22 protein-coding genes are annotated in these 23,582 nt (G+C 65.4%); 5 read left to right on the top strand and 17 right to left on the bottom strand.

Annotated features, from left to right (window positions below; all coding sequences use genetic code 11):
- The first annotated feature begins 14 nt into the window (after positions 1-14).
- The gene (locus DXV50_RS09180) at positions 15-1,199 is read left to right on the top strand and encodes an alpha/beta hydrolase (protein WP_157967002.1); all 1,185 of its coding nucleotides are present in this window, start codon (positions 15-17) and stop codon (positions 1,197-1,199) included.
- A gap of 120 nt (positions 1,200-1,319) precedes the next feature.
- Here DXV50_RS09180 and nagA read toward each other — a convergent pair whose 3' ends face one another.
- The 9 genes from nagA to DXV50_RS09135 form a co-directional block, all read right to left on the bottom strand.
- Positions 1,320-2,477: an N-acetylglucosamine-6-phosphate deacetylase gene (gene nagA, locus DXV50_RS09175; RefSeq protein ID WP_117205887.1), complete on the bottom strand. Its 1,158-nt coding sequence runs from the start codon at positions 2,475-2,477 to the stop codon at positions 1,320-1,322.
- Positions 2,478-2,489: 12 nt separating this feature from the next.
- Positions 2,490-3,662, bottom strand: coding sequence for an SIS domain-containing protein (locus tag DXV50_RS09170; protein WP_117205886.1), 1,173 nt, complete (start codon positions 3,660-3,662; stop codon positions 2,490-2,492).
- 81 nt (positions 3,663-3,743) lie between these two features.
- Positions 3,744-4,472: a GntR family transcriptional regulator gene (locus tag DXV50_RS09165; protein ID WP_117205885.1), complete on the bottom strand. Its 729-nt coding sequence runs from the start codon at positions 4,470-4,472 to the stop codon at positions 3,744-3,746.
- A gap of 193 nt (positions 4,473-4,665) precedes the next feature.
- A complete protein-coding gene (locus DXV50_RS09160) occupies positions 4,666-5,715 on the bottom strand; it encodes a PTS system mannose/fructose/sorbose family transporter subunit IID (protein ID WP_117205884.1) in 1,050 nt (349 codons plus the stop codon).
- Complete coding sequence (locus DXV50_RS09155) at positions 5,705-6,505, bottom strand: PTS mannose/fructose/sorbose/N-acetylgalactosamine transporter subunit IIC (RefSeq protein ID WP_117205883.1); 801 nt, start codon at positions 6,503-6,505, stop codon at positions 5,705-5,707. The genes DXV50_RS09160 and DXV50_RS09155 overlap by 11 nt, the downstream gene beginning before the upstream one ends.
- Positions 6,506-6,662: 157 nt before the next feature.
- Positions 6,663-7,145 (bottom strand): PTS N-acetylgalactosamine transporter subunit IIB, encoded by a 483-nt coding sequence (agaV, locus tag DXV50_RS09150; RefSeq protein WP_117205882.1) that lies wholly within the window; start codon positions 7,143-7,145, stop codon positions 6,663-6,665.
- 74 nt (positions 7,146-7,219) lie between these two features.
- Positions 7,220-7,507, bottom strand: coding sequence for a preprotein translocase subunit YajC (gene yajC / locus DXV50_RS09145; protein ID WP_197713870.1), 288 nt, complete (start codon positions 7,505-7,507; stop codon positions 7,220-7,222).
- On the bottom strand, positions 7,507-7,947 hold the full coding sequence (locus DXV50_RS09140; protein WP_117205881.1) for a PTS sugar transporter subunit IIA: 441 nt from the start codon (positions 7,945-7,947) through the stop codon (positions 7,507-7,509). Before DXV50_RS09140 ends, yajC begins: the two co-directional genes overlap by 1 nt.
- A 505-nt stretch (positions 7,948-8,452) precedes the next feature.
- Positions 8,453-9,223 (bottom strand): DeoR/GlpR family DNA-binding transcription regulator, encoded by a 771-nt coding sequence (locus DXV50_RS09135; protein WP_117205880.1) that lies wholly within the window; start codon positions 9,221-9,223, stop codon positions 8,453-8,455.
- 311 nt (positions 9,224-9,534) lie between these two features.
- Between DXV50_RS09135 and DXV50_RS09130 the strand changes: the two genes are divergently transcribed.
- Together DXV50_RS09130 and DXV50_RS09125 are read left to right on the top strand one after the other, a co-directional pair.
- The gene (locus DXV50_RS09130; RefSeq protein WP_117205879.1) at positions 9,535-10,386 is read left to right on the top strand and encodes a class II fructose-bisphosphate aldolase; all 852 of its coding nucleotides are present in this window, start codon (positions 9,535-9,537) and stop codon (positions 10,384-10,386) included.
- Between the two features lie 79 nt (positions 10,387-10,465).
- On the top strand, positions 10,466-11,401 hold the full coding sequence (locus DXV50_RS09125; RefSeq protein WP_117205878.1) for a hexose kinase: 936 nt from the start codon (positions 10,466-10,468) through the stop codon (positions 11,399-11,401).
- Positions 11,402-11,520: 119 nt separating this feature from the next.
- Here the strand turns inward: DXV50_RS09125 and DXV50_RS09120 are convergent, their stop codons facing one another.
- The gene (locus tag DXV50_RS09120; protein WP_117205877.1) at positions 11,521-11,949 is read right to left on the bottom strand and encodes an Hsp20/alpha crystallin family protein; all 429 of its coding nucleotides are present in this window, start codon (positions 11,947-11,949) and stop codon (positions 11,521-11,523) included.
- Positions 11,950-12,232: 283 nt separating this feature from the next.
- Between DXV50_RS09120 and DXV50_RS09115 the strand changes: the two genes are divergently transcribed.
- Positions 12,233-12,688: a hypothetical protein gene (locus tag DXV50_RS09115; protein WP_117205876.1), complete on the top strand. Its 456-nt coding sequence runs from the start codon at positions 12,233-12,235 to the stop codon at positions 12,686-12,688.
- A gap of 91 nt (positions 12,689-12,779) precedes the next feature.
- On the opposite strand, the gene DXV50_RS09110 is transcribed toward DXV50_RS09115, so the two are convergent.
- Positions 12,780-12,974: a hypothetical protein gene (locus DXV50_RS09110; protein ID WP_117205875.1), complete on the bottom strand. Its 195-nt coding sequence runs from the start codon at positions 12,972-12,974 to the stop codon at positions 12,780-12,782.
- Positions 12,975-12,988: 14 nt separating this feature from the next.
- Entirely contained in the window at positions 12,989-14,668 is a 1,680-nt protein-coding gene (locus DXV50_RS09105) for a PASTA domain-containing protein (RefSeq protein ID WP_198666456.1), read from the bottom strand.
- Between the two features lie 223 nt (positions 14,669-14,891).
- Between DXV50_RS09105 and DXV50_RS09100 the strand changes: the two genes are divergently transcribed.
- The gene (locus DXV50_RS09100) at positions 14,892-16,259 is read left to right on the top strand and encodes an IS3 family transposase (RefSeq protein ID WP_117204237.1); all 1,368 of its coding nucleotides are present in this window, start codon (positions 14,892-14,894) and stop codon (positions 16,257-16,259) included.
- A gap of 168 nt (positions 16,260-16,427) precedes the next feature.
- Here the strand turns inward: DXV50_RS09100 and clpB are convergent, their stop codons facing one another.
- From clpB to dnaK, 5 genes are all read right to left on the bottom strand, one after another.
- A complete protein-coding gene (clpB, locus tag DXV50_RS09095; RefSeq protein WP_117205873.1) occupies positions 16,428-19,088 on the bottom strand; it encodes an ATP-dependent chaperone ClpB in 2,661 nt (886 codons plus the stop codon).
- Between the two features lie 236 nt (positions 19,089-19,324).
- Positions 19,325-19,747, bottom strand: coding sequence for a heat shock protein transcriptional repressor HspR (locus DXV50_RS09090; RefSeq protein ID WP_117205872.1), 423 nt, complete (start codon positions 19,745-19,747; stop codon positions 19,325-19,327).
- Positions 19,737-20,693, bottom strand: coding sequence for a DnaJ C-terminal domain-containing protein (locus DXV50_RS09085; protein WP_117205871.1), 957 nt, complete (start codon positions 20,691-20,693; stop codon positions 19,737-19,739). The genes DXV50_RS09090 and DXV50_RS09085 overlap by 11 nt, the downstream gene beginning before the upstream one ends.
- A gap of 66 nt (positions 20,694-20,759) precedes the next feature.
- On the bottom strand, positions 20,760-21,536 hold the full coding sequence (locus DXV50_RS09080; RefSeq protein ID WP_232817505.1) for a nucleotide exchange factor GrpE: 777 nt from the start codon (positions 21,534-21,536) through the stop codon (positions 20,760-20,762).
- Positions 21,537-21,630: 94 nt separating this feature from the next.
- The gene (gene dnaK, locus DXV50_RS09075; protein WP_117205870.1) at positions 21,631-23,529 is read right to left on the bottom strand and encodes a molecular chaperone DnaK; all 1,899 of its coding nucleotides are present in this window, start codon (positions 23,527-23,529) and stop codon (positions 21,631-21,633) included.
- Between the last annotated feature and the right edge of the window lie 53 nt (positions 23,530-23,582).

Here is a 23,582-nt window from a genome sequence, read left to right as displayed (position 1 = left end):
TTGGCAGGAAACCCGTGGAGAAGAGCTCCAGGCTCTACGAGGACCGCATAAAGAACGCCGGGAAGACGCCCGTCGAAAAAGCGAGCTGGTCGAGCGTAGCAAGCCTCGCCGGCTTCACGGCGTGCCTCGTTGCCGCCGGCGCGTTCTGCATATCCTCGGGCCAGGTCGCGGTAGGCATCGGCCTCATCGTCTTTGGCATCGTCCCCTGCCTGGCCATCATTGCCATGGCAAACAACGTCGTGACCCAGTTCATGGACGGCACGAGGGGCGCCTTCTTTCCCCAGGCCTCCGCAGAGAGCTTTGGGCCCGAGGCCGAGAAGGCGTTCGCCATCGCGAACAAAGCTCTGAGCAAGCCCGAGCTCGCGGTGGCCGAGGCCAACCGCAAGACCGAGTCCGCGGCAACGAAGGCCTGGTTCGACGACGTCCGCACGAGCTTCGATGAGGTGAGCATCACCTCCGAGGACGGCCTTCGCCTCGTGGGGCACCTCCTCGAGTCGAACCCCAGATCCGCGAACTGGCTCATCTACGCCCACGGCTTTGGCGGCGGCTGGAAGAACGGCCTCGGGATTGCTCGCCACTTTGCCGAGAGGGGCTACAACCTGCTCTTCATCGACATGCGCGCGCAAGGCGACTCCGGCGGGACCGTCATCGGTGGCGGCCACCTCGAGCGCCGCGACCTCGTCCAGTGGTGCCGTTGGCTCGCCGAGCGATCCGACGAGGGCTCCGGCATCGTTCTTATGGGCAGCTCCCTGGGCGGCGCCGCGGCCCTCGAAGCAGCTGGCGAGAAGGACCTTCCGCAGCAGGTCAAGGCCGTTGTCAGCGACTCGGCCTTCGCCGACTTCTGGAATGAGGCCATCCACGCCATGGGTACTCTCGGGGCAAACGGCAAGGCGCTTCCGGCGCACCCGCTCCTGGACGTGGTCCGGCTCATCTTGCGCTCTCGCAAGGGCGGCTACGACATCGCCGAGCCCAGCGCCGTCGCAGCCATCGCGCACGCGCAGGCTCCCGTCCTCATCATCCACGGTGCGGACGACCAGCTGGTCGCTCCCTACAACGCCGTGCGTCTTGACGAGGCCGCGACGGCCGCCGGCATAGACCACGAGCTCCTGCAGGTCCCCTCCGCCGGCCACTGCTGCGCCGCCATGGCCGACCCCGAGCTCTACTACGGAACCATCTTCGGCTTCATCGACCGCCATTAACAAACACGCCCGGGGCCACTGGCCCCGGCGCCTACGAAGAAGAGTGAATGAGCGCCTCCCCGTGCCCAAGGACACGGGGAGGCGCTCTTCTCTGCAGGGCCTACTTTGACCTGCGTGGGGCTACTCCACGAGCTTGCCCGCCATATACGTCGCGGAGAGCGTGAGGTCGGAATCGAGCGCCACGAAGTCGGCAGTGCGACCCGGCGCGATGGCACCGCAGACGTCGTCGATGTGGGCGGAGCGAGCCGGGACCTCGGTTGCCATGCGGATGGCCTGCTCGGCGGTGACGATGCCCCAGTCAAAGACGTTCTTGACTACGCTGTCAAGCGTAGCGATGGAACCGGCGAGGCTGCTGCCGTTTGCGAGGTAGCAGGCACCGTCGCGCATGACGACGGGCAGCCCGCCGCTCATGTACTCGCCCTCGGGCATGCCGCCGCAGCCCAGGCAGTCGGTGATGAGCACGACGTGGTCCCAGCCCTTGGCGCGCACGAGCGCATTGACGGCGGCGGGCATGACGTGGTGACCATCGGCGATGACCTCGGCGAACGTCTCCGGAGTCGTCATTGCGCATCCGACGATGCCCGGCTCGCGGTGGTGAAGGCCGCGCATACCGTTGTAGGTGTGCACAAAGCAGGACGCGCCGGCGTTGACGGCCGCCAGGGACTCGGCATACGTTGCGTCCGAGTGGCCGATGCAGGTGACGACCCCCTCCGCGGCAAGCGCGGAGATATACTCGATGGACCCGTCGTGCTCGGGCGCCAGGGCGCTCTTCTTGATGCGACCACCCGAGAGGCGCTGCCACTCGGAGAAGGCCTCATAGCTGGGGTCGATGAGGTACGCGGGGTTCTGCGCGCCAACGTGCTTGCTGGTGAAGAAGGGGCCCTCAAGGTAGACGCCCTGGATGTGGGCACCCACGAAGTCGTCTCCGCGAGACTCGTCGGCCTCCGCGATGGCCCTGCAGGCGCGGCCGATGCTCTCAACTGACTCGGTGAAGGTCGTGGGCAGCCAGCTCGTAGTTCCGCGGCGGGCGAGCTCGCGGCTCGAGATGTTGATGCCCTCGGGGTCGCAGTCCGTGGTCGCGTGGTTGAAGAAGCCGTGGATGTGCGTGTCTACAAAGCCGGGGGCCACCCACTTCCCGGAGAGGTCAACGACCTCGACGCCCTCGGGAGCCTCCTCGGCGTACGTGCCAAAGACGCCATCGGCCACGGTCAGGTAGCCCGGCCCCTTAAGGCATCCCGGGAGGACGAACTTGTCCGCCTTGACGGCAAACGCGCTCATGCTCTTGCCTCCCTAAGCCTCAAAGGGGTGAATGGTAACGCCCTTGACCACGCGGTTGACGGTGCCGCTGGGGCTCGGGGTGTCCGGGGTGTTGCCGACCTTGACGGAGGTCAGCAGGGACACGGTCTGGGCGACCATGACGTACGGGAGGGCGAGGTAGGCCTCGGGAAGCGCCGCGTACTCGGCACCAAAGGTGAAGGACTCGCCCTCGAACTTGGTGGCGCCGTCCTGCTGGATGGCAACGGTGTGCAGGGCGATCTCGTCGCCAGCAATCTCGTTCAGGATGTCCAGGTCGTACTGGCGGGTGTAGGGGTCGTTGTGGACGAGATCAAAGACGAGGGTCTTGTCGTCGACGAAGGACTTCGGCCCGTGACGATAGCCCATGGAGGAGTCGAAGGAGGTTGCGATGAGGCCGTGGGTGAGCTCGAGGATCTTGAGCTGGCACTCGCGGGCCTCGCCGGCGAAGGAGCCGGAACCCAGGTACGTGATGCGGTTGAAGTCGGAGCTGACCCACTTCTGGATCTCGGGCTCGCGCTTGACGACGTCGCGGCCCATGGCGGCAATCTGGGCCACCCAAGCGGCCTTCTCGTCGTGGGGGGCGGTGTCAAAGATCATGGTGGCCATGAGCTCCATGCAGGAGTAGCTGCCGGTCATGGCAAAGCCCTGGTCGTTGGCGCCGGGGATGAGGATGGTGAGGTTCTGGTCGTCGTCCTTGAACTGCTGGGCGAGCTTGCCCTCGGGGGCGCAGGTAATGTTGAGGAACAGGATGTTGTTCACGACCTGCCCCGCGCGCTCGACCGCCGCAAGGGACTCGGGGCTGTTGCCGCTGCGGGCAAAGGAGACCAGCACGGTGGGATCCTCGGGACGCAGGTAGTCGAGAGGGGCGCACACGATGTCGGTCGTGGCGATGGCGCTGAAGCGGAACTTGGAGTTGTCCCCGTGGTGACGCAGGTAGGGGGTGCAGGTGTCGCCGACATAGGCAGAGGTACCCGCGCCGGTGAAGACGACGTGGGTGCGCTCGGCGCCGCCCAGGGCCTCCGCCCGCTGCAGGAAGGCGGCGATGGCCTCGGCGTTGTCGTCATAGATCTTGAGAGTGTCCTCCCAGAGCTCGGGCTGCTGCCTGATCTCGCGGGTGGTAATCTCGGCACCCATGGTCTTCAGGGTCTCCGCATCGATCTCGAACATTGAAACTCCCTCCTCCTGGCCGGGCGGGGCCCGGATCCGGAAACTATGGCCTATCTACGCGGCGCGGCGTGCTTGAGCAGGCTATCCGCGCACGTGTTTGATGGTGTACTCAAACTGGTCAGCCCGCGCGACGCTGCGGGTGTACTCGATGATCTCGTTCTTGTCGTTGTAGGTGGTGCGAACCAGGTGCAGGACCGGGTCGCCCTCCCCTATCTCCAGGAGCCTCGCCTCGTCCGCGTTGGCGGCGCGGGCGCTGAAGGCCTCCTCGGCGACCTTGATTTTCTGGTTGTACTCCTGCTCCACCACGTCGTAAAGCGGTTTGCTGGAAAGGCGCTCGCGCGTGAGGCCGATGAACTGCGCCGCCGGCAGATAGGTACGCTCAACCATGATGGGCACGTCGTCCGCCAGGCGCAGGCGGCGCATGCGATAAACGCGCTGACCCAGGCTCACGCCCATCTGGGCGGCCAGGAACTTGGTGGCCTCGCGCACCTCGAACTCGAGCACCTGGCTTCTGGGCTCTCGGCCCATGCTTCTCATTTGCTCCGTGAAGCTGTAGGTGCCGGCAAGGTCGGCCGGCTTCCTCGAGTTGCTAGCGACGAACGTCCCCTTGCCATGCCTGCGCACCACAAGTCCCATGTCCTCGAGCTCGCGCAGCGCCAGGCGCACCGTAGTGCGAGAGACCCCATAGCGAATGGTGAGCTCGCGCTCAGAGGGCAGCATGTCTCCCAGCTCGAGCTCGTTCTCGATCTTGTCGGTCAAGACGTCAACGAGCTGGTCGTACAGCGGCTGCTTCCTTGCCCCCGTACCCACGGAACCTCCTTCCAGCCACTCTCTTCCTCTGCACGCATATATGCAGAGCACGCCCCGTACGCGGGCTTCTCGTCTTGTGCCGAGAGCTACGACGCGTGCTGTCTGAATATACCGCGCGGCCAATGCCGATTAGGAAAAATAGAGGCGCGTGGGGAGAAACCCACGCGCCTCCCATTGGTGCAAAGCCTAGTCGCTAAGCCCAGATTCCGAAGAACCCGCCAACGATGCCCAGGACGAGCATGAGGACGATGCCCTTCATAGGCGTGAAGTTGTGCTTGGCGAAGAGGTAGTAGAGCAGCATGACGAGCGCGAGCGGGATGAGCTTCGGGCAGATGCTGTCGAGGATGGAGGCGAAGTCAACGGTGACCGGGGTCTCCACCATCTCCATGTAGGTGATCTCGCTCATGCCGTTGCCCAGGTCGGTAGCGCCGGCGACGACCTTGTTGCCCTCGGCATCGACAGTCTTGAGGGCGTTGCCCTCGGCGTCGACCATGCCGGACGTGGTGACGCCCTCATCGTTCTTCGAGATGACCTCGAAGTCGGAGACCTCGTCGTTGGAGACGACGGCGGTGTGCGCCACGTAGGACTCAGAAGAGCCGTTGGGGATGGTCAGGGCGATCTGGGTGCCGCCCATGGTGACGGTCAGGCAGCCAACGACGAAGACGCCGAGGATGGAGGCCGCACGGGTGAACGCCTTCATGTTGTCCATGAGGGCGTCGATCGCCTGGGTGCCCATCTTGTAGGACCAGTTCATCAGGCCAAAGCGGATGGCGAACTGGATGATGTTGAAGATGAGCAGGAAGATGATTGGGCCGGCGATGTTGCCAGCGATGGCCATCTGGGAGGTAATGCCGGCCAGGATGGGCACGAGGGTCATCCAGAAGAGGGCGTCGCCGATGCCGCCAAGCGGGCCCATGAGGGAGACGCGGACGGCGCGGATGGTCGGGATGTCGGCCTTGTTCTGCTCAAGGGACAGGCAGATGCCCATGGCGAACGTGACCAGGAACGGGTGGATGTTGAAGAACTCCATGTTGTGGGTCATGGAGGTGGCAAGGTCATCCTTGTCGGTGTGGATCTTCTCCAGGCCCGGGAGGATGGAGTACAGCCAGCCAGCGGCCTGCATGCGCTCGTAGTTGAAGGACGCCTGCAGGAAGCAGGAGCGCCAGGCCATCTTGTTCAGGGTCTTCTGATCGAGATCAGGAGCCGGCGTGAGGTTCTTATAGGTCGTGGCGTTAGATGCCATCCTCCTCACCTCCGTCCTCAAGAGCAACGGCACCCTTCAGCTCGGTCTGCTGCTGGAAGTCCCAGAAAGCGATGCCGAAGCCGATGAAGGCCAGGATGAGCAGAGCAGGGGTGGCAAGGGCCGGGATGTTGGCCACGACGAGGGCGAGGCCGAAGCCCATGAAGTAGAAGCCCCACATATCGCGGCTCATCATAAACTTGAGCAGGATGCCGAAGCCCACAAAGCGCATCATGCCACCGGCGGCGGAGAGGCCAGCGGAGAGCCATTTGGGGATGGCGTTGACGACGGCCTGGCCCATGGTGGCGCCACCGATGAAGAACAGGGTGACGACGACGCCGAAGATGAGGCCGAGGAGGCACATGGCGAGGTAGTTGATGTGCTCAATGCCCTTGGGGTTGGCCTCAGCAGCGTACTGATCGGCCTTGGACATCAGGGGGGACATGATGGTGAAGATCAGGGTCACGCCGTACTGGCCCAGGAGCGAGAACGGAATGGCCATCGCAACGGCCGCGTTCGGGTCGAGGTCCAGGGAGATCGCGAGCACCGCAGCCATGATGCCGCCGACGACGGCGTTGGGGGGCTGGGCACCTCCAATCGGCATGTTACCGATGGTCATCAGCTGGTAGGTGCCGCCAACGATGAGGCCGGTGGTGACATCGCCCAGGATGAGGCCGACCACCATGCCAGTGACGATCGGCTGATACAGAGACTCGAGGAAGCTGAACTGATCGATAGCCGCGATGAACGTGACCACGAAGACCAGTGCGACCTGGATGACTGAGTATTCCATCTTTGCTCCTCCTTTCCTTTTGTCTTTCCCTTCCGGGAAACCAGTGTGCTATGTTTGACCGCTCTCGCGAATCAAAACCTAAAGTAAAAAGCGTAAGCTACCGCGCAGGTGGGGTGTTTATCCCCTCCTTCTTGGAGCTATTTACGCTGGTAGGCGGCTACGAGAAGAGCTTGTCGGTCGCCTCAACGGGAGTGGACGGGACGCGCTGGATGGAAAGCTCAACGCCCAGCTCCTGGAGCTTCTTGAACGCGGCAACGTCGGCGTCATCGACGGCCACGGAGGTAGCCACCTGACGCTTGCCCTCGGACATGTGCATGTTGCCGATGTTGAGCTTCTTGATGGGCACGCCACCCTCGACGAGGCGCAGGGCGTCCTCGGGGTTCTCCACCACGATGAAGATGTGCTGACGGGCAGCGGCCTTGTGGATGACGTCGATGGTCTTCTGGATGGAGAAGTAACGCGTGGCGACACCCTGGGGGGCGGCCATGTTCATGAGGTTCTGGCGCATCTTGTTGCCGGAGACCTCGTCGTTGGCCACCAGGATGAGGTTGGCGCCCACGGTGCTGGTCCACTGAGTGGCGACCTGGCCGTGAATGAGGCGGTTGTCGATGCGCACGAGAACGATGTTGGGCTCTGCCATAATGTGTTCCTCTCTCTCCTTGCACCCTTTTGGGGCGGTATCTGACGTGCTCTGCCCTGCGTAGGGCCTGCGAGCTACTTGATGACCTCTTGGATGGCGTAGCGGGAGACCTCGATGACCGCGCCGGACTTGACCTCGATGTCGCAGGTCTCCTTGCCCACGCGGACGAGCTTGCCGATGAGGCCATTGGAGAAGGCCACCCTCTTGCCCACCTCAAGCTCGGTGTGGACGTCCTTGTAGTAGTCCTTCTGCTTGCTCATGCGGCGGTAGTTCAGAACCGTGAAGATGACGCCGATGACGGCGAGAAAGACCAGGAAGACGATGGAGGAGGCCAGGATGTTCTCCATGAAGTTCTCGGGCATTAGAGACCATCCTCCTCGCTGAAGTCGTCCTCAGAGTCATCCTCGGCCTCGAGCTTGCGATGGTCGACGCCCATCCTGCCGGCCTGCACGGCGCAGTCGACGAGCTCCTCGAGGGTGCTCTCGGGCATGCGGCAGGAGAGGGTCTCCAGCAGCATGGGCAGGTTCGCGCCGGTGACGACCTCGACGCCGGGAGTGGTTGCCGCGTTCATCATTGCCTGGTTGAAGGGGGTGCCGCCCATCAGGTCGCAGAAGACCAGAACGCCGTCGCAGGCGGCAGCCTGGCTCGCAATGGCGTCGGCGATCTTCTGGGGGAACTCGGCGGCCTCGTCCTCGTAGAAGGTCACGGTCTCAAAGCACTGCTGGGGGCCGCCCACCATCTCGAGGGCGCCACCCAGGCCATCTGCAAACGAACCATGTCCCGTGAGAATGCATCCGATCATTCTTTGTCTCCTTCAACGCCGATAGCGCGTAGCTGCTGTACGAGAAGAACCTACGGGACCCTGGTTTCAAGCAAGTACCCCGAACGTTTCCCTGTGTTGAGTGGCTGTTAACTGGTTATAACGTCATGCTCAGTGGTGCCATTATGGCCCGAACCAGAGCCCCCATCTTCACGGGAACTGCAAATTTCTGCGTTTTGACCGCTTGCGGCTAAATTCATACCGTTCAGGTGGACTGGCTTATTTAACTGGTACTTTTACTTAGATACGTTTTGTCTTGATTTGATTTTTATTAGAAAAGACAAGTAAGTGAGCTTGCCTATTCTTTGCATTTTATGAAGAGGTTGACACTAACTGGTATCTTTTCTCACCTGCAAAATGATTGACTGCACGCTCATGGACTGGCGTTTGTTGCCCGCCCAGGGCAACCTGAAAAGAACCATGTCGGCCCTAGCTTTGCTTTTTGGACAATGCGAGAAGCAAAAGACAAAGAAACGCAAACGGCCAGTTAGAGCAGCAGCTCCGTGCTCATCTCCTCCAGCTCCGCGGCAACCCTGCCCTCGGGGTCCGCGTCCATGACAACGGCGTCGCACTCCGCCAGCGTGCCGAACCACATGAGGCCGCGAGCGCCCACTTTGCTGGCGTCCATGAGTATGTAGGTCTTCTCGGCGCAGGACAGAAACGCCCGCTTGAGCTCCGCCATGGCCTGGTTATTGGTCAGAAGCCCCCGGCCAGGCGCGTATGCCGTCGGCGTGACGAAGGCTTTGTCAGGGTGGAGACGCGCGAGGGAGGCCAGCGCCAAGGGGCCGTCCGTGTAGCGGTGCCCCTTCCTAAGGACTCCGCCGAGCATGATGACGTCGGTTGCCGGCATGGACCGGTCCACGAAGTCGGCGATGGTGAAGTCGTCCGTGACCACGGTGATGCCGGCAAGCCCGGAAAGCGCCCTCACAAACTCGAGGGAGGTGGTCCCGGAGTCGACGAGGATGGAGTCCCCCTCCTCCACGAGGGACGCCGCACGCCGGGCAATCCTGCGCTTGGCGTCAACGTTGAGATTGATGCGCCTGTCCTGCACCGAGACGGTGAGGGTACGGGAGAGGGACGTGGCGCCGCCATGGGTGCGTCGCAGCTTTCCATCGCGCGCGAGCGCGTCGAGGTCGGTGCGCGCAGTCACCCGGGAGACACCGAACGCATCGGCGATCTGGGTCACCTGCACCGAGGCGTCCCTCTCGAGCATCTGGAGAATGGCAATGCGACGCTCTTCGGGTGACAACGCGGTCATGCTCTTCTCCCTTGGTCGCCGGACTCACAAATGTGATGGAAATGTGTTTTCGTTTGCTTACGCTAGAGGTAAATCAGCGCTTTTCCTTTTCTTGCTCTTGGAAAAATACCACGCGGGCGGACTCGAATAAGGCCAAGATTCAATCTTCTCGCCCAACGGCGGCACTGTGCTTCTCTTTGCTTTTGGCGTGCCGTTTAGCAGGCATTTGGTGACACCCGCGCCAAGTGCGCCAAGCCGGGGGACCCTCGCGCACATACAATTGCGGCCAGGGATACCCGATGCCGAAACAACGGCAGACGAAGGGAGTTCAGATGCTCGTAACCACCAAGGAAATGCTGCTCGATGCCCAGGCCGGCCACTATGCCGTGGGCGCTTTCAACGTCGAGAGCCTCGAGTTCGTGATGGCCGTCATCAAGGCCGCCGAGGACCGCAAGTCCCCGGTCATCATGCAGACCACTCCCGGCACCGTCAAGTACGCGAACCTCGACTACTTCGCCGCCATGTGCAAGGTGGCCGCCGAGCAGGCGAGCGTCCCGGTGGCCATCCACCTCGACCACGGAGACGGCTTCGACCGCTGCATCCAGGCGATGCACGCCGGCTACACCTCCGTCATGATTGACGGCTCGCACGTCCCCTTTGAGGAGAACATCGCCCTCACCGCTTCCGTGACCAAGGTCGCAGGCCCCATCGGCATTCCCGTCGAGGCCGAGCTCGGAAAGGTCGGCGGCAAGGAGGACGACGGCCCCGCCGTCGAGGGCGAGAACCCCTACACCGACCCCGACGAGGCCGAGGAGTTCGTTGCCCGCACTCACTGCACCTCCCTCGCCGTCGGCGTGGGCACCGCCCACGGCGTCTACAAGGGGACCCCGCACATCGAGCAGGGCGTCCTCAAGGAGATCCGCTCCCGCCTCGACATCCCGCTGGTGCTGCACGGTACCTCCGGCGTGCCCGATGACCAGGTCGCTGAGGCCATCGCCAACGGCATCTGCAAGGTGAACTACGCCACCGAGCTCCGTCAGGCCTTCACCCGCGGGTTCATGGGCTACATGGATCAGAACCCCGACTGCTTCGACCCCAAGAAGCCCAACCGCCCCGGCATGGACGAGATCTACGCCGTCGTGGCCTCCCACATGGACAACCTGGGCTCCAGCAACAAGGCGTAGCGGCCCGGCCCTCGAGCCAGAAATACCAAGCGGGCGGTCTTGTGTCGAGCGAGGCCGCCCGTCTTCTTAAGGAGCAAAGATGATCCTCACCGTAACCATGAACCCCTCCATCGACACGGCCTACCACCTCGAGAAGCTCGCCGTGGACGACGTGAACCGCGTCGAGCCGGTCAAGACCGCCGGCGGCAAGGGGCTAAACGTCACGCGCGTTCTCGGGCAGCTGGGCGACGACGTCGTGGCGACTGGCCTTCTGGGCGGCCACATGGGCGAGTTTCTCGCCGACCTCATGGACGCCGACGGCGTGACGCACGACTTCGCTCCCATCACCGGCGAGTCTCGCATCTGCATCGCTGTACTTCACGAGGGATGCCAGACCGAGTTCCTGGAGAGCGGCCCGGTCGTGAGCGAGAAGGAGCTTGAGGCCTTTACCGAGAAGTTCCGCGCCCTCGCGGCGAAGGCCGACGTCGTCACGATGTCCGGCAGCCTCCCGCGCGGCGTCGACGCCGGCTGCTATGCCCGTCTCACGGAAATCGCGGGAGAGCTAGGGGCAAAGGTGCTTCTCGACACCTCCGGCGCCTCGCTCGACGCCGCCCTCGTCGGCACGGTGAAGCCCTACCTGGTGAAGCCCAACCTGAGCGAGCTGAGCGCGCTGCTCGGCCGCGAGCTCTCGAGCGACGACGTGCTTGGCATCAGGGACGCGATCGAGTCCGATGGGCGGTTTGACGGGGTGGCCTGGGTCATCGTGTCCATGGGCGCCGCCGGGTCCGCCGCCTTCCACGACGGAGAGATCTTCCGCGCCGTGCCCCCGCGCATCGACTGCGTGAACGCCACGGGGTCAGGCGACTCCACGGTTGCCGGCTTCGCGCACGCGATCGCCGCGGAAGCCGAGCCTGCCGAGGTCCTGCGCTGCGGCAACGCCTGCGGCACCCTGAACGCCATGGACCCCAAGACCGGCCACCTGCCCATGGAGCGCTGGGACGAGGTCTTTGGCTCGGTCCAGGTGTCCAAGCTCTAGGGACGGCTCTCGCCCAGAAGAGAAACGGGCCCGAAGGCGGCTTGCCTTCGGGCCCGTTGCGTTTCTCGACATGCGGTCTGCCAGGGAGAAGGCCGACGCGCTGCGCCACGTCAGCCGAGCTAGTCGATGGAGATCTTGGTGACGTTGGCCTTCTCGTCCTGCTTGGGGACGTTGACGGTCAGGATGCCGCCCTCGAGCTTGGCGGACAGGCCGGCGGTGGCGGCGTCCTTCAGGTAGACGCCACGCGTGGCGCTCCACTCGCAGCTCTCCTTGTGCAGATAGTTCTTGCCCTTCTCCTCGTCGGACTCCTTCTTGTCCACGCTGACGGAGAGGCGGCCCTCGTTGAGCTCGACGTCAATCTGGTCGCGCGTGACGCCGGGAAGCTCGGCGGTGACAACGTACTTCTCTCCCGCGTCCTCGACGTTCATCTTGAAGCCGGCGTCGGTGGCAAGAGACGCGAGCGGCGCGTCGAAGAAGTTATCGATAGCGTCGAACGGCCACGTGCGAAGACCCCTTGCGTAACGGTCATACGGAATCATGCTAGCCATAACGATCACTCCTTAGCGGACTTGTGGGTGCCTTGAGCTTGGCTTTTGCTTGCTCCGACACTCTCTTTGAACACTGTTGTATGTTCCCCGGCTCGCGGGGTTTATACCTCAAAACAAAGGTTTTCTTAGCGTCACATACTCATCATATCTAAGTGTGTACGTATTAGATTTGGATACGTGCGACCCTTGCGGGTTTACGCAGGTCAGGAGTGCGCTCGCGTGCCGGCTCAACTATCATTACGCAGGTACACGCGATTCAACTGCCCACCCACGGGAGGCACCAGTGAACGACGAGAACAACTTCCAGGACGCGGCGCAGACGCCAAACCCGCAGGCACAGGCCCCGCAGCCGGCACCCGCGCCTGCCGTGCCCGCCGCAGAGCCCGCGCCCTACGTGCGCCAGCGCGCCCAGCACCGCTCCGTTGACCCCATAGATGACTTTGCCGCCGGAGACATTGCCCCCGAGGCCACCACGCACGACTCCGACTACGTAGGCAGCCGCGGCATGGGCGGCCGCTCCTACCGTCGCTCCCGCGAGCAGGGAGAGCAGCTGCGCCGAGACCTGCACTACGGCCAGTACCTGGAGATTCCCAAGGGCAGGCGCGACATCTTTGTCTCGCGCGAGCGCAAGAGCCGCCGCCGCTCGCTCATTGCCTGCATCGTGGTGCTGGCCATTCTCGCGGTGGTGGTCTTCTTCCTCTGGGAGTTCATGTCCAACACGTGGGGGTCCGTCAGGTAGGGCGATTTTATCGCTACATCAAGACGCCGCCCGGTCGCATTTGGTTGTGGCCGGGCGGCTTTGTTTTGGACCGGAGCTGGTTGGGTGGCCCCTACGCCCAGGGATCGCGCTCGAAGAGCGGCTCCGAGACGGGACGGCGGTCGGAGTAGGGATCGTAGCCGTCGTCGTCCTCGTTCTCCGCGCGGATGAACTCGCGCTCCTCGGGCGTGGAATCGGCCTTGGCAGCGGGCTTGGGGAGGTTGGGCTTCTCGCCTGGGGACGGGACGGAGTTGGTTGCGCCATTCATGTTTGTGCGGCCTCCTAGAACAGACTGGTGTAGGCAATGTAGTCCGCGGCGTAGCCGCCAAAGGACGACAGGTTGACGCCGCCGTTGAAGCGATTCTTGGGGCAGGCCAGGGCTATGACCTGCGAGGCCTCATCTGTTCCGCCGATGATGACGGCCCAGGACCAGTCGCCGTCCTCACCGTAGCCACAGATGAAGTGCTTGCCGTCGGCGGGCTCGGGGGCAATGAGGTCGTCCTGCGTGGTGAGCGTCTTGAGCGTAGAGAATCCGCAGGCCTCCATGACCGCGCGGACGCCTGCCTCGGTCTCCGCCGTGCCGCCCGCAGGCACCGACGACGCCGAGAAGGCCAGGCGCACGCCGCCGATGGTGGCGCCGTTGGCGAGGACGTCGTCTGCGCCGGAGCCGGCCGCGGGGGCCTCGGGCTTGTCCGTGAAGGTCAAGACGTCACCGGCGGGGCTGGTGTAGGAGGCGTTGGCGTCGCCGTTTGAGTGGGTACCGCCAAAGGCCAGCGCGTAGCTCTCCTGCCCCAGGAACGTTGCCGCCTCGCGAGAGGTGCAGTCAAAGTACTGCAGCAGGTGGAAGGGGTCGGACGGGTACGGGCTGGAGACGGAGAGCTCGACCTCGGCGCCCTCGCTGGTCTGGGTGCCGGCCTCGGGGCTCACGGCTACCACGGTGTTGTGCGGCTGGTCGGACTCCACGTAGGTGATCTTTGCGGTGAGGCCGGCCTTCTCCACGGCGGCCTTGGCGGCGTCAGCCGAGAGGCCCATCACTTCTGGAACCACATAGGGCTCGGCCACGGAGAGGGTGATGGTGTCCGCGGAGACAAAGGGCGAGCCCTCGGCGGGGTCAACGGCCACGACGGTACCGTCGGGAGCGTCGGAGTTGACGTAGGCAAAGACCACGTTCTGGGCGCCGGCGTCCAGGAGCGCCTGGCGGGCGGCGTCCCTGTCTTGCCCCACGACCTGCGGAACCATGCGCTGGGCGGCGACGGTTATGGTCGCGCCCGCGGAGGGGTCAACGCGCTCTCCGGCGGTGAGGCTGCAGGCAATCACGTTGCCAAAGCCGTCGTCCGCCAGCTGATAGGAGGCCTCCACGTTGAAGCCGGCCGCCTCGAGCGCCGTGCGCGCGTCCTCCTCGGAGAGGCCGACCACCTGTGGGACGGTTCTGCCGCCCCAGTATTCCTGCTGATAGGTGTACCAGGCGGCTCCGCCGGCCGCGCCCAGCAGGGCCAGCACCAAGAGCGCCACGGCCCACTTGGGCATGCGCTTCTTGCGCTCCGGCAGGCTCTGCACCGGGGACTCTATCTGCACGGGGGCGTGCGCCTCCGTCAGGTCCTCCGGCACCGCCGGCGAGAAGTACGGGTCATCCAGGGCGTCAATGCCGTCCGAGGCGATGACGTCATCCGGGTCGGCGGGGTCTATCTCCGGCAGCACGATGGTGGGCAGGGACTCCAGCTTATGCGTGCCGGGCGCGAGGTTGAGGCGCGTGGCGGCAGCGTCGGCGAGCTGCGTGGCGTCCGGGTCCGGGTCCGGGTCCGGATCGGCGACTTCTGCGGGGGCGTCAGCCAGCACGGTAGCGTCTGGGTCGGCGGCGGCCGGCGGCTCGGCGAGCACGGTGGCGTCTGGATCGGCATCAGCGCCATCGGGGCTGGCGTCGGGGCTGACCAGAACGGTCTTGTCCAGGTCTTCGGAACTCATGGCGGCCTCCAGGGTCGCTAGAAGGCGTCTCTTGTCGCCCCTAATCCTAGCGCGGCGGGCGCCCAAAACTGATTTGGGTTCGCCGACCGGGGACCACGAGAATGCCACCACAGCAAAATCCCAGGTCAGAGGCTTACCCCCAAGAGAGGGCAGCCCAAACCCCATACCGCGGGGGTGCGGACGAAAAGTTGGACGCCGACAGGCGTCCGGATTGGAGCCCGCAATGTACTCGAGCGACGAGAGGGACGCCATCCTGGGGCTCTGGCGCGAGTCCGGCCGGCCGGCCCACAGGTTCGCCAGGGAGTCGGGGCTCGCCTCCGCCGAGTCGATCAGGCGCTGGGCGTCCGGCGACCTGGGCGTCGGCTGGCACGCCCCCTATACTCTTGCCCAGAGGGCCGACGCCGCGCGCAGGGCGCTCGCCGGGGAGGACCCCGCCGAGGTCGCCGCGTCGATCGGCTGCCACCCGGAGACCGTGCGCGGCTGGGCCCGCGCCGCGGGGAGGGAGGGCGAGGTGTCGCTCGCGAACGGACGGGGCGCCCCGCGCGTGCCGCCGCCGGCCGACCCCGGGGACCTGGAGGCCCTCAGGGCCGAGAACCGGGCCCTGAGGCTGGAGCTCGCCAGGGCCGAGGCGGTGTTGGACGTCCTAAAAGGAGGCGGCCCGGGGCGGGGCCCGGACTCGCTGACGGCGGCGGAGAGGGCGCTGGTCGCCGACGCCCTTAGGCCCGGGTTCGGCCTGGAGGACGCCCTGCGCGCGGCCGGCGTGGCGCGCAGCACCTACTACTACCACCGCGCCCGCAGGGGCGCCCCCGACCGCCTGGCCGCCCTGAGGGCGCGGGTGCGCGCCCTGTTCGAGGCCGGGGGCGGGGCCTGGGGCTACCGCACGATATGGGCGAGGCTGCGCCTGGACCCCGACGAGCCCCTGGCGGTCTCCGAGAAGGTCGTGAGGCGCGTCATGCGCGAGGAGGGGCTCGAGGTGCGCTACCTGAGGCGCCGCAGGCGCTGGAGCAGCTATGCCGGCGAGGTCTCCGAGGCCCCTCCCAACCTGCCGCTGCGCCCCGACGGCACCCACGACTTCTCCGCCTCGCGCCCCAACGAGCTGTGGGTCACCGACGTCACCATGTTCACGATAGGGTCGGGGCGCTGCTGGCTGTCGCCGGTGGTCGACTGCTTCGACGGGGCGGTCGTGGCGTGGACCCTGTCGGAGTCCCCCGACGCCCGCATGGCCGACTCGATGCTGGAGGCGGCGGCCTCGACGCTCGCGGCCGGCGAGCGGCCCGTGGTCCACACCGACCGCGGCTGCCACTACAGGTGGCCGGGCTGGGCGGCGATATGCGAGCGCCACGGCCTGGTGCGCAGCATGTCGAGGAAGGGCCGCAGCCCCGACAACGCCGCGGCCGAGGGCTTCTTCGGCCGGCTCAAGCAGGAGTTCTACCACGGCAGGGACTGGTCCGGGGTGGGCTTCGAGGAGTTCCGGCGGCGCCTGGCGGGCTACCTCGCCTACTACAACTCGGGCAGGATCAAGCGGAGCCTGGGGTGGAGGAGCCCGGAGCAGTACCGCAGGGACCTGGGGTACTCTCTCCGTAGTGTCTAAGAAATTGTCCGCACCCCCCGCCCGAACCCAAATCGCAACTCGATTTGGGTTTGCCCCAGCAGCAAAAGGGGAGCCGCGAGAAACTCGCGACTCCCCTACCTGGGCTTTTATCACACAGGCTCGCGGCGTGCCCCAAAACCGCGAACCCAAATCGTCAAAGCGAGCCGCTTACTCCACGGAATCCGGCTCGACGGGCTCCTCGCCGTCAGGCTCGGAGGGCGCGGCGGCGTCGGACGCCGCGTCGTCACGCTCGGCAAAGAGCTGGTCGTCACTGCCCACGTCGATGCGGACCGTGTCGCCCTCGTGGAGCTTGCCGTCAATGATGAGGTTGGCGACGTTGTCCACCACCTGGCGCTGGATGAGGCGCTTGAGCGGACGGGCGCCATAGACCGGGTCAAGGCCGTCAAGGGCCAGGGACTGCACGGCGGCGCCGGTGAGCTCGAGCTTGATGCGGTCGCGGTCAAGGCGCTTGCGGACGTCCTTGAGCTGGATGTCCACGATCTTCTCGATGTCGGAGAGACCCAGGGCGTGGAAGACCACGACGTCGTCAATGCGGTTGAGGAACTCCGGCTTGAAGGTCTGGCGCAGGCCCTCGTTGACCTGGCGCTGGACCTCGTCCGGGTCGCTCTTGGCGTTGGCGCCCGCGATGAACTGGCTGCCCACGTTGGACGTCATGATGATGATCGTGTTCTTGAAGCTCACGACCCTGCCCTGGCCGTCGGTCAGGCGACCGTCGTCAAGCACCTGCAGCAGGATGTTGAAGACGTCGGGATGCGCCTTCTCCATCTCGTCCAGGAGGATGACGGAGTACGGGTGACGGCGAACGGCCTCGGTGAGCTGGCCGCCCTCGTCATAGCCCACGTATCCAGGAGGTGCGCCGATGAGGCGCTGGACGCTGAACTTCTCCATGTACTCGGACATGTCTATGCGCACGAGGGAGCGCTCGTCGTCAAACAGGCACTCTGCCAGGGCCTTTGCCAGCTCGGTCTTACCCACGCCGGTAGGGCCGAGGAAGAAGAAGCTGCCGATGGGGCGGTCGGGGTCAGACAGACCGGCACGGCTGCGGCGCACGGCCGCCGCCACGGCGCTGACGGCCTCGTCCTGGCCGACGACGCGCTTGTGCAGCTCGCCCTCGAGGTTCTTGAGCTTGTCCAGCTCGCCCTGCATCATCTTGGAGACGGGCACGCCGGTCCAGGCGCTCACGACCTCGGCGATCTCCTCGCTCGTGACCTCCTCCTTGAGCAGCCCGCCGGCCTCCTGCTTGGCGGTCAGCGCCCGCTCGGCCTCCTCGTACTCGTGCTGCAGCGCGGGAATCGTCGAGAAGCGCAGCTCGGAGGCCCTTGCGAGGTTGCCCTCGCGGGTCACGCGCTCCATCTCGGTCTTGGCGTCCTCGATCTTGGACTTGAGGTCCTGGACGCGGTCGATGGCGCCCTTCTCGTTCTCCCAGCTGGCCTTCATGCCGTCGAGCTTCTCGCGCGTGGTGGCAATCTCCTTGCGCAGGGTGACCAGGCGCTCCTTGGAGGCCTCGTCCTCCTCCTTCATGAGGGCCTGCTCCTCGATCTGCATCTGGGTGAGCTGGCGGTCGACGGCGTCGATGTCGGCCGGCATGGAGTCAAGCTCCATGCGCAGGCGGCTTGCGGCCTCGTCCACCAGGTCAATGGCCTTGTCGGGCAGGAAGCGGTCAGAGATGTAGCGGTTGGAGAGGTCCGCGGCCGAGACCAGCGCCGAGTCCGTGATGCGGACGCGGTGGTGCTGCTCGTAGCGGTCCTTCAGGCCACGCAGGATGGAGATGGTGTCCTCGACGGTGGGCTCGGAGACCATGACGGTCTGGAAGCGGCGGGCAAGGGCCTGGTCCTTCTCGATGTACTTACGGTACTCGTCCAGGGTGGTGGCGCCAATGGCGTGCAGCTCGCCGCGGGCAAGGGCCGGCTTCAGGATGTTGCCGGCGTCCATGGAGCCCTCGGTGGCACCCGCGCCCACGATGGTGTGCAGCTCGTCGATGAACAGGATGATGCGGCCGTCGGACTTGCCGACCTCCTTGAGCACGGACTTCAGGCGCTCCTCGAACTCGCCGCGGTACTTGGCACCGGCCACCAGGGCGCTCATGTCGAGCTCGACGAGCTCCTTGTCGCGCAGCGTGGAGGGCACGTCGCCGTTGACGATGCGCTGGGCCAGGCCCTCGACGATGGCCGTCTTGCCCACGCCAGGCTCACCGATGAGCACCGGGTTGTTCTTGGTGCGGCGGCTGAGCACCTGGATGGTGCGGCGAATCTCCTCGACGCGGCCGATGACCGGGTCGAGCTTGCCCTGACGCGCCATGTCGGTCACGTTGCGACCGTACTTGGAGAGCGCCTCGAACTCCGGCTTGGAGTCCTGGCTGGTCACGCGCTCGTCGCCACGCAGGTTGTCGTAGGCCTCCTGGATGCGCTTGCCCGTGACGCCCGCGGACTTGAGGATGCTGCCGGCGTCCGTCTTGTCGTCGGCGAGTGCGCAGAGCAGGTGCTCGGAGGTCACGTAGGAGTCTCCGAGCTTGGTGGCGAGCTTCTCCGCGGCGTCACCCACGCGCACGAGGGCCTGGCCGACGCCCATCTGACTGGCATCGCCCGTGACCTGCGGCGCACGAGCGATGGCGTCGTCCACCTGGGACTCAACGGCTGCGGGGTCCGCGCCCACGCGCTCGATGATGGCACGCAGGTTGCGCTCGCCAGAGCTGAGCAGCGCCTTCAGCAGGTGGATGGGCTCCACCTGGCCGGCGTTGGCGTCCGTGGCAATGCCGATGGCGGCCTGCAGGGCCTCCTGGGCCGTCACTGCCCACTTATCAAACCTCATACTGGTCACCCCTTTTGGGTCTTCTTGTTTATCAAGACCTATTGTTCCCAGGCACGTGTGGCGATAAACGCAAATCTAAGTCTGTTCATATTAGATTTTGGGAGGGGTGGGAGGGGTGCGGACGGTGGCCGGCGCACATAAACACAAAGCCCCGCATCGCCAACTGGGGCGATGCGGGGCCTGAAGGGTACCGGGTCATGTAAATGTACACTGCGCGGCGAGAAGTGCCTGCGTCTCTACTCCCTACTGCTCCCATTGAGCAGCAAGCGGTGCATGACCTGCTCGGGGTTGCCCTCGTAGCGCGCGAGGGCCGTGATCTTCTCCTGGACGTGGTACTCGCGAACCTCCTCCTCGAGGGAGCGCACGCGGGCGCGCAGAGTCTCGAGCTCGTGCTCAAGCTCCAGTTCGCGCTCGCGCATGTCCAGGATGCGGATGACGCCGGCCAGGTTGATGCCCTCGTCCGTGAGCTTAGAGATGAGGTTCAGGCGGTCGATGTCGCTCTGGGAGTACAGGCGCGTGTTGCCGCGCGAGCGACCGGGCGTGACCAGGCCCTTCTGCTCGTAGACGCGCAGGGTCTGCGGGTGCATGCCCGTGAGCTCGGCGGCCACGCTGATCATGTAGAGCGGCTTGTCTCGCCCCTCGCCGTCGCTACGCGCCATTGTGGCCTTCCTCTCTGTAGTTGCGCCCGTCCGCCGCCTGGAGCGACTCAAGCGCCTCGCGCTCCTTCTTGGAGAGCATCGTGGGCACCTTGACCTGCACCGTCACGTACACGGAGCCGATCTTGCCCTTGTTCTTGATGTCCGGCGCGCCCTTCTCGGGAATGCGGAAGGTGCGTCCGGGCTGGGTGCCCGCCGGAATGGAGAGCCTGACCTCGCTGCCGTCCGGCATGGGGACGCTGGCCTTGGTGCCCAGCGCAGCCTCGTACATGCTCACGGGGAAGTCCATGCGCACATCGGCGCCGTCACGCTTGAAGACGGGGTGGTTGGCCACATTGGTGGTGATGACCAGGTCTCCGCGCGGGCCACCGTTGGCGCCCACCTCGCCGCGGCCGCGATAGCGCAGCTTGCCGCCAGAGACGGCGCCCGCGGGAATCTTGACCGTGATGTTGTGCTCTTCTCCCGTTGAGGGCACGCGGTAGCTCACCTTGCGCTGGGCGCCGTGGAAGGCCTCGTCAAACGTCACGTCGATGGACATGGTGAGGTCGCTGCCCTTGGTGGGCCTGCTCTGCGCGCGGGCGCCGGCCGCCCCGCCAAAGATGGACGAGAAGTCAAAGCCTCCCTGCCCGCCACCAAAGCCGCCGAAGATGTCCGACCAGTCGCCGCCCATGTTGGTGGTGTAGGTGTAGCCGCCGCGGTTGCGCCCGCCCGAGCCGCCAAAGTCGGCGCCCGGAATGCCACCGAACATCAGCAGCTGGTCGTACTCGCGACGCTTCTTTGGGTCGGACAGCGTGGTGTAGGCCTCGCTGATCTCGGCAAACTTCTTCTCGTCGCCGCCGGCGTCCGGGTGGTTCTTGGCCGCCAGCTTGCGGAAGGCCTTCTTGATCTCATCATCGGTGGCGTCGCGCTTCACGCCCAGAACGTCGTAGTAGTTCCTCTTGCCTGCCATGGTCTCTGCACGAGCCCCCTCTCAAAGATGGCGCCCAGGTCACGTGGCCCGGGCGCCGATTAAACGTTACTGATTGCTGGCATCGGCGTCCGCGGCGTCGCCCTCGGCCGCAGGCTCCTCGGCGGGGCGCTTGGGGCCGCCGAAGGTCACGGTCACCATTGCGGTGCGAATGACCTTCTCGCCCATCTTGTAGCCCTTCTGGTAGACCTGGGCCACCGTCTCGTCGTAGGCGTCCTTGTCCTCGACGCGGCCGACGGCCTGGTGCGAGAGGGGCTCGAAGGCCTGACCGGCGGGGTCGATGGGCTCGACGCCCTCCTTTGCCAGGATGTCGAGCATCTTGTCGTGCACGGCGGAGACGCCGTCGACGAAGCTCTGCATCTGGTCGTCGCCGTCGGCGTTGCCGGCGTGGTCCAGCGCGCGCTCCATGTCGTCAAGCACGGGGAGAAGCGCGCAGACCAGCTTCTCTGCCGCGCGCTCCTTCTCGGCCAGGCGCTCCGTCGCCGTGCGGCGGCGGTAGTTGTCCCAGTCGGCCTGCAGGCGGACCAAGCGCTCGGAGGCGTCCGTGGCCTGCTTCTTTGCCGCCTCGATCTGGTCCTCGACGTCGGCGAGCTTCTTCTGCAGCTCGTCGCGCTCGGCACGGATCTTGCTCGCGTCGGCGGCGAGCTCCTTCTCGGCAGCCTCCTCGCCCGCGCGCTTTGCCGCGTCGATAAGTGCCTGCTCGTCGTTGGGGTCAACGTCCTGAGCGACGGGCTCCTCGGCGACGTCCTGCTCGGCCGCGGCCTGCGTGGCCTGCTCGTCCTTGTCCATGGGCTCCTCGCCCTCAACCTCGATGGGCACCTTCACGTCACCCTCCTCGTAGAAGTGAGGGGCGGCCCTGCGGCCGCCCCAAGAAGTTCAGTCGCAGGCCGGCGCGGGGCCGGCCTCGCGGCAGCTGGTCTTACTTGTTGTCCTTGTCGTCGTCGACGACCTCGTAGTCGGCGTCGACAACGTCGTCGTCGGACGGGGCGGCGTCGGCACCGGCGGCCGTGGCGTCCTGCGTGGCGGAGTAGACGACCTGCGCGAGCTTCTGGCTGGCGGCGGTCAGCTTCTCGCCGGCGGCCTTGATGGCGTCGATGTCAGTGCCCTCGAGGGACTTCTTGGCCTCGGCGATTGCGTCCTCGACCTCCTTCTTCTGGTCAGCGGGGACTTTGTCGCCCAGGTCGGCGAGGGTCTGCTCGGCGCTGTAGGCCAAAGAGTCGGTCTGGTTGCGGACCTCAATCTCGTCCTTGTGCTTCTTGTCCTCCTCGGCGTGGGACTCGGCGTCCTTCACCATGCGGTCGACCTCGTCGTCAGACAGGGCGGTGGAACCAGAGATGGTGATCTGCTGGGACTTGCCGGTGGCCTTATCCTTGGCGGTGACCTTCACGATGCCGTTGGCGTCGATGTCGAAGGTGACCTCGATCTGCGGGACGCCGCGGCGGGCAGCCGGGATGCCGCTCAGGTTGAACTTGCCGAGGGACTTGTTGTCGGCGGCCATCTCACGCTCGCCCTGCAGGACGTTGATCTCGACGGAGGTCTGGTTGTCCGCAGCGGTGGAGTAGACCTCGGTCTTGGAGGTCGGGATGGTGGTGTTGCGGTCGATCATCTTGGTCATGACGCCGCCCATGGTCTCGACGCCCAGGGAAAGCGGGGTGACGTCGAGCAGCAGGATGCCAGAGACATCGCCGGTCAGGACGCCGCCCTGGACGGCGGCGCCGTCGGCAACGACCTCGTCCGGGTTGACGGACATGTTGGGCTGCTTGCCGGTCATCTGCTTGACGAGCTCCTGGACGGCGGGCATACGGCTGGAGCCGCCGACGAGGATGACCTCGTCAACCTGGGAGATCTGGAGGTTGGCGTCCTTGAGGGCCTTGGTGACCGGGGTCTTGCAGCGGTCGAGCAGGTCACGGGTGATCTTCTCAAACTCGGCGCGGGTCAGCGTGTAGTTGAGGTGCAGCGGGCCGCTCTGGTTCATGGTGATGAAGGGCAGGTTGATGGTGGCCTGCTGGGCGGCGGAGAGCTCCTTCTTGGCGTTCTCGGCAGCCTCCTTCAGACGCTGCAGGGCCATGGGATCCTTGCGGAGGTCAACGCCGTTCTCCTGCTGGAACTTGTCGGCCATCCAATCCATGACGCGCTGGTCCCAGTCGTCGCCGCCGAGGTGGTTGTCGCCGTTGGTGGCCAGGACCTCGACGACGCCGTCAGCGAGGTCGAGCAGGGAGACGTCGAAGGTGCCGCCGCCCAGGTCGAAGACGAGGACCTTCTGGTCCTTGTCCTGCTTGTCCAGGCCATAGGCCAGGGCCGCAGCGGTGGGCTCGTTGACGATGCGCTGGACGTTCAGGCCGGCGATCTTGCCGGCGTCCTTGGTGGCCTGGCGCTGGGCGTCGTTGAAGTAGGCCGGGACGGTGATGACGGCGTCGGTAACGGGCTCGCCCAGGTACTTCTCGGCGTCGGCCTTCATCTTGGAGAGGATCATGGCGCTGATCTGCTCGGGGGTGAAGTCCTCGCCCTCGATCTCAACGACAGCACGGTTGCCGGTGCCGGACTTGACGTTGTACGGGACGGTCTTGAGCTCGGAGGTGCACTCGTCGTAGCGACGGCCCATGAAGCGCTTGATGGAGAACACGGTGTTAGTGGGGTTGGTCACGGCCTGGTTCTTGGCGGCCTTGCCGACGATGCGGTCACCGTCAGCGCGGAAGCCGACGACGGACGGGGTGGTGCGGTCACCCTCGGCGTTGACGATGATGGTGGGCTCGCCGCCCTCAAGAACTGCCATGGCGGAGTTGGTGGTGCCAAGGTCGATGCCAAGGATCTTGCCCATGATGTGGTCCTTTCCTTCTGCGCTTGCGGGCGGCCGAGGTCGCTCCTTGCGCG

It is taken from the genome of Paratractidigestivibacter faecalis, assembly GCF_003416765.1.
GTDB lineage: Bacteria > Actinomycetota > Coriobacteriia > Coriobacteriales > Atopobiaceae > Paratractidigestivibacter > Paratractidigestivibacter faecalis.
The sequence above is the reverse complement of the archived record's forward strand: the minus strand, read 5'-3'. Positions and strand labels throughout refer to the sequence as shown.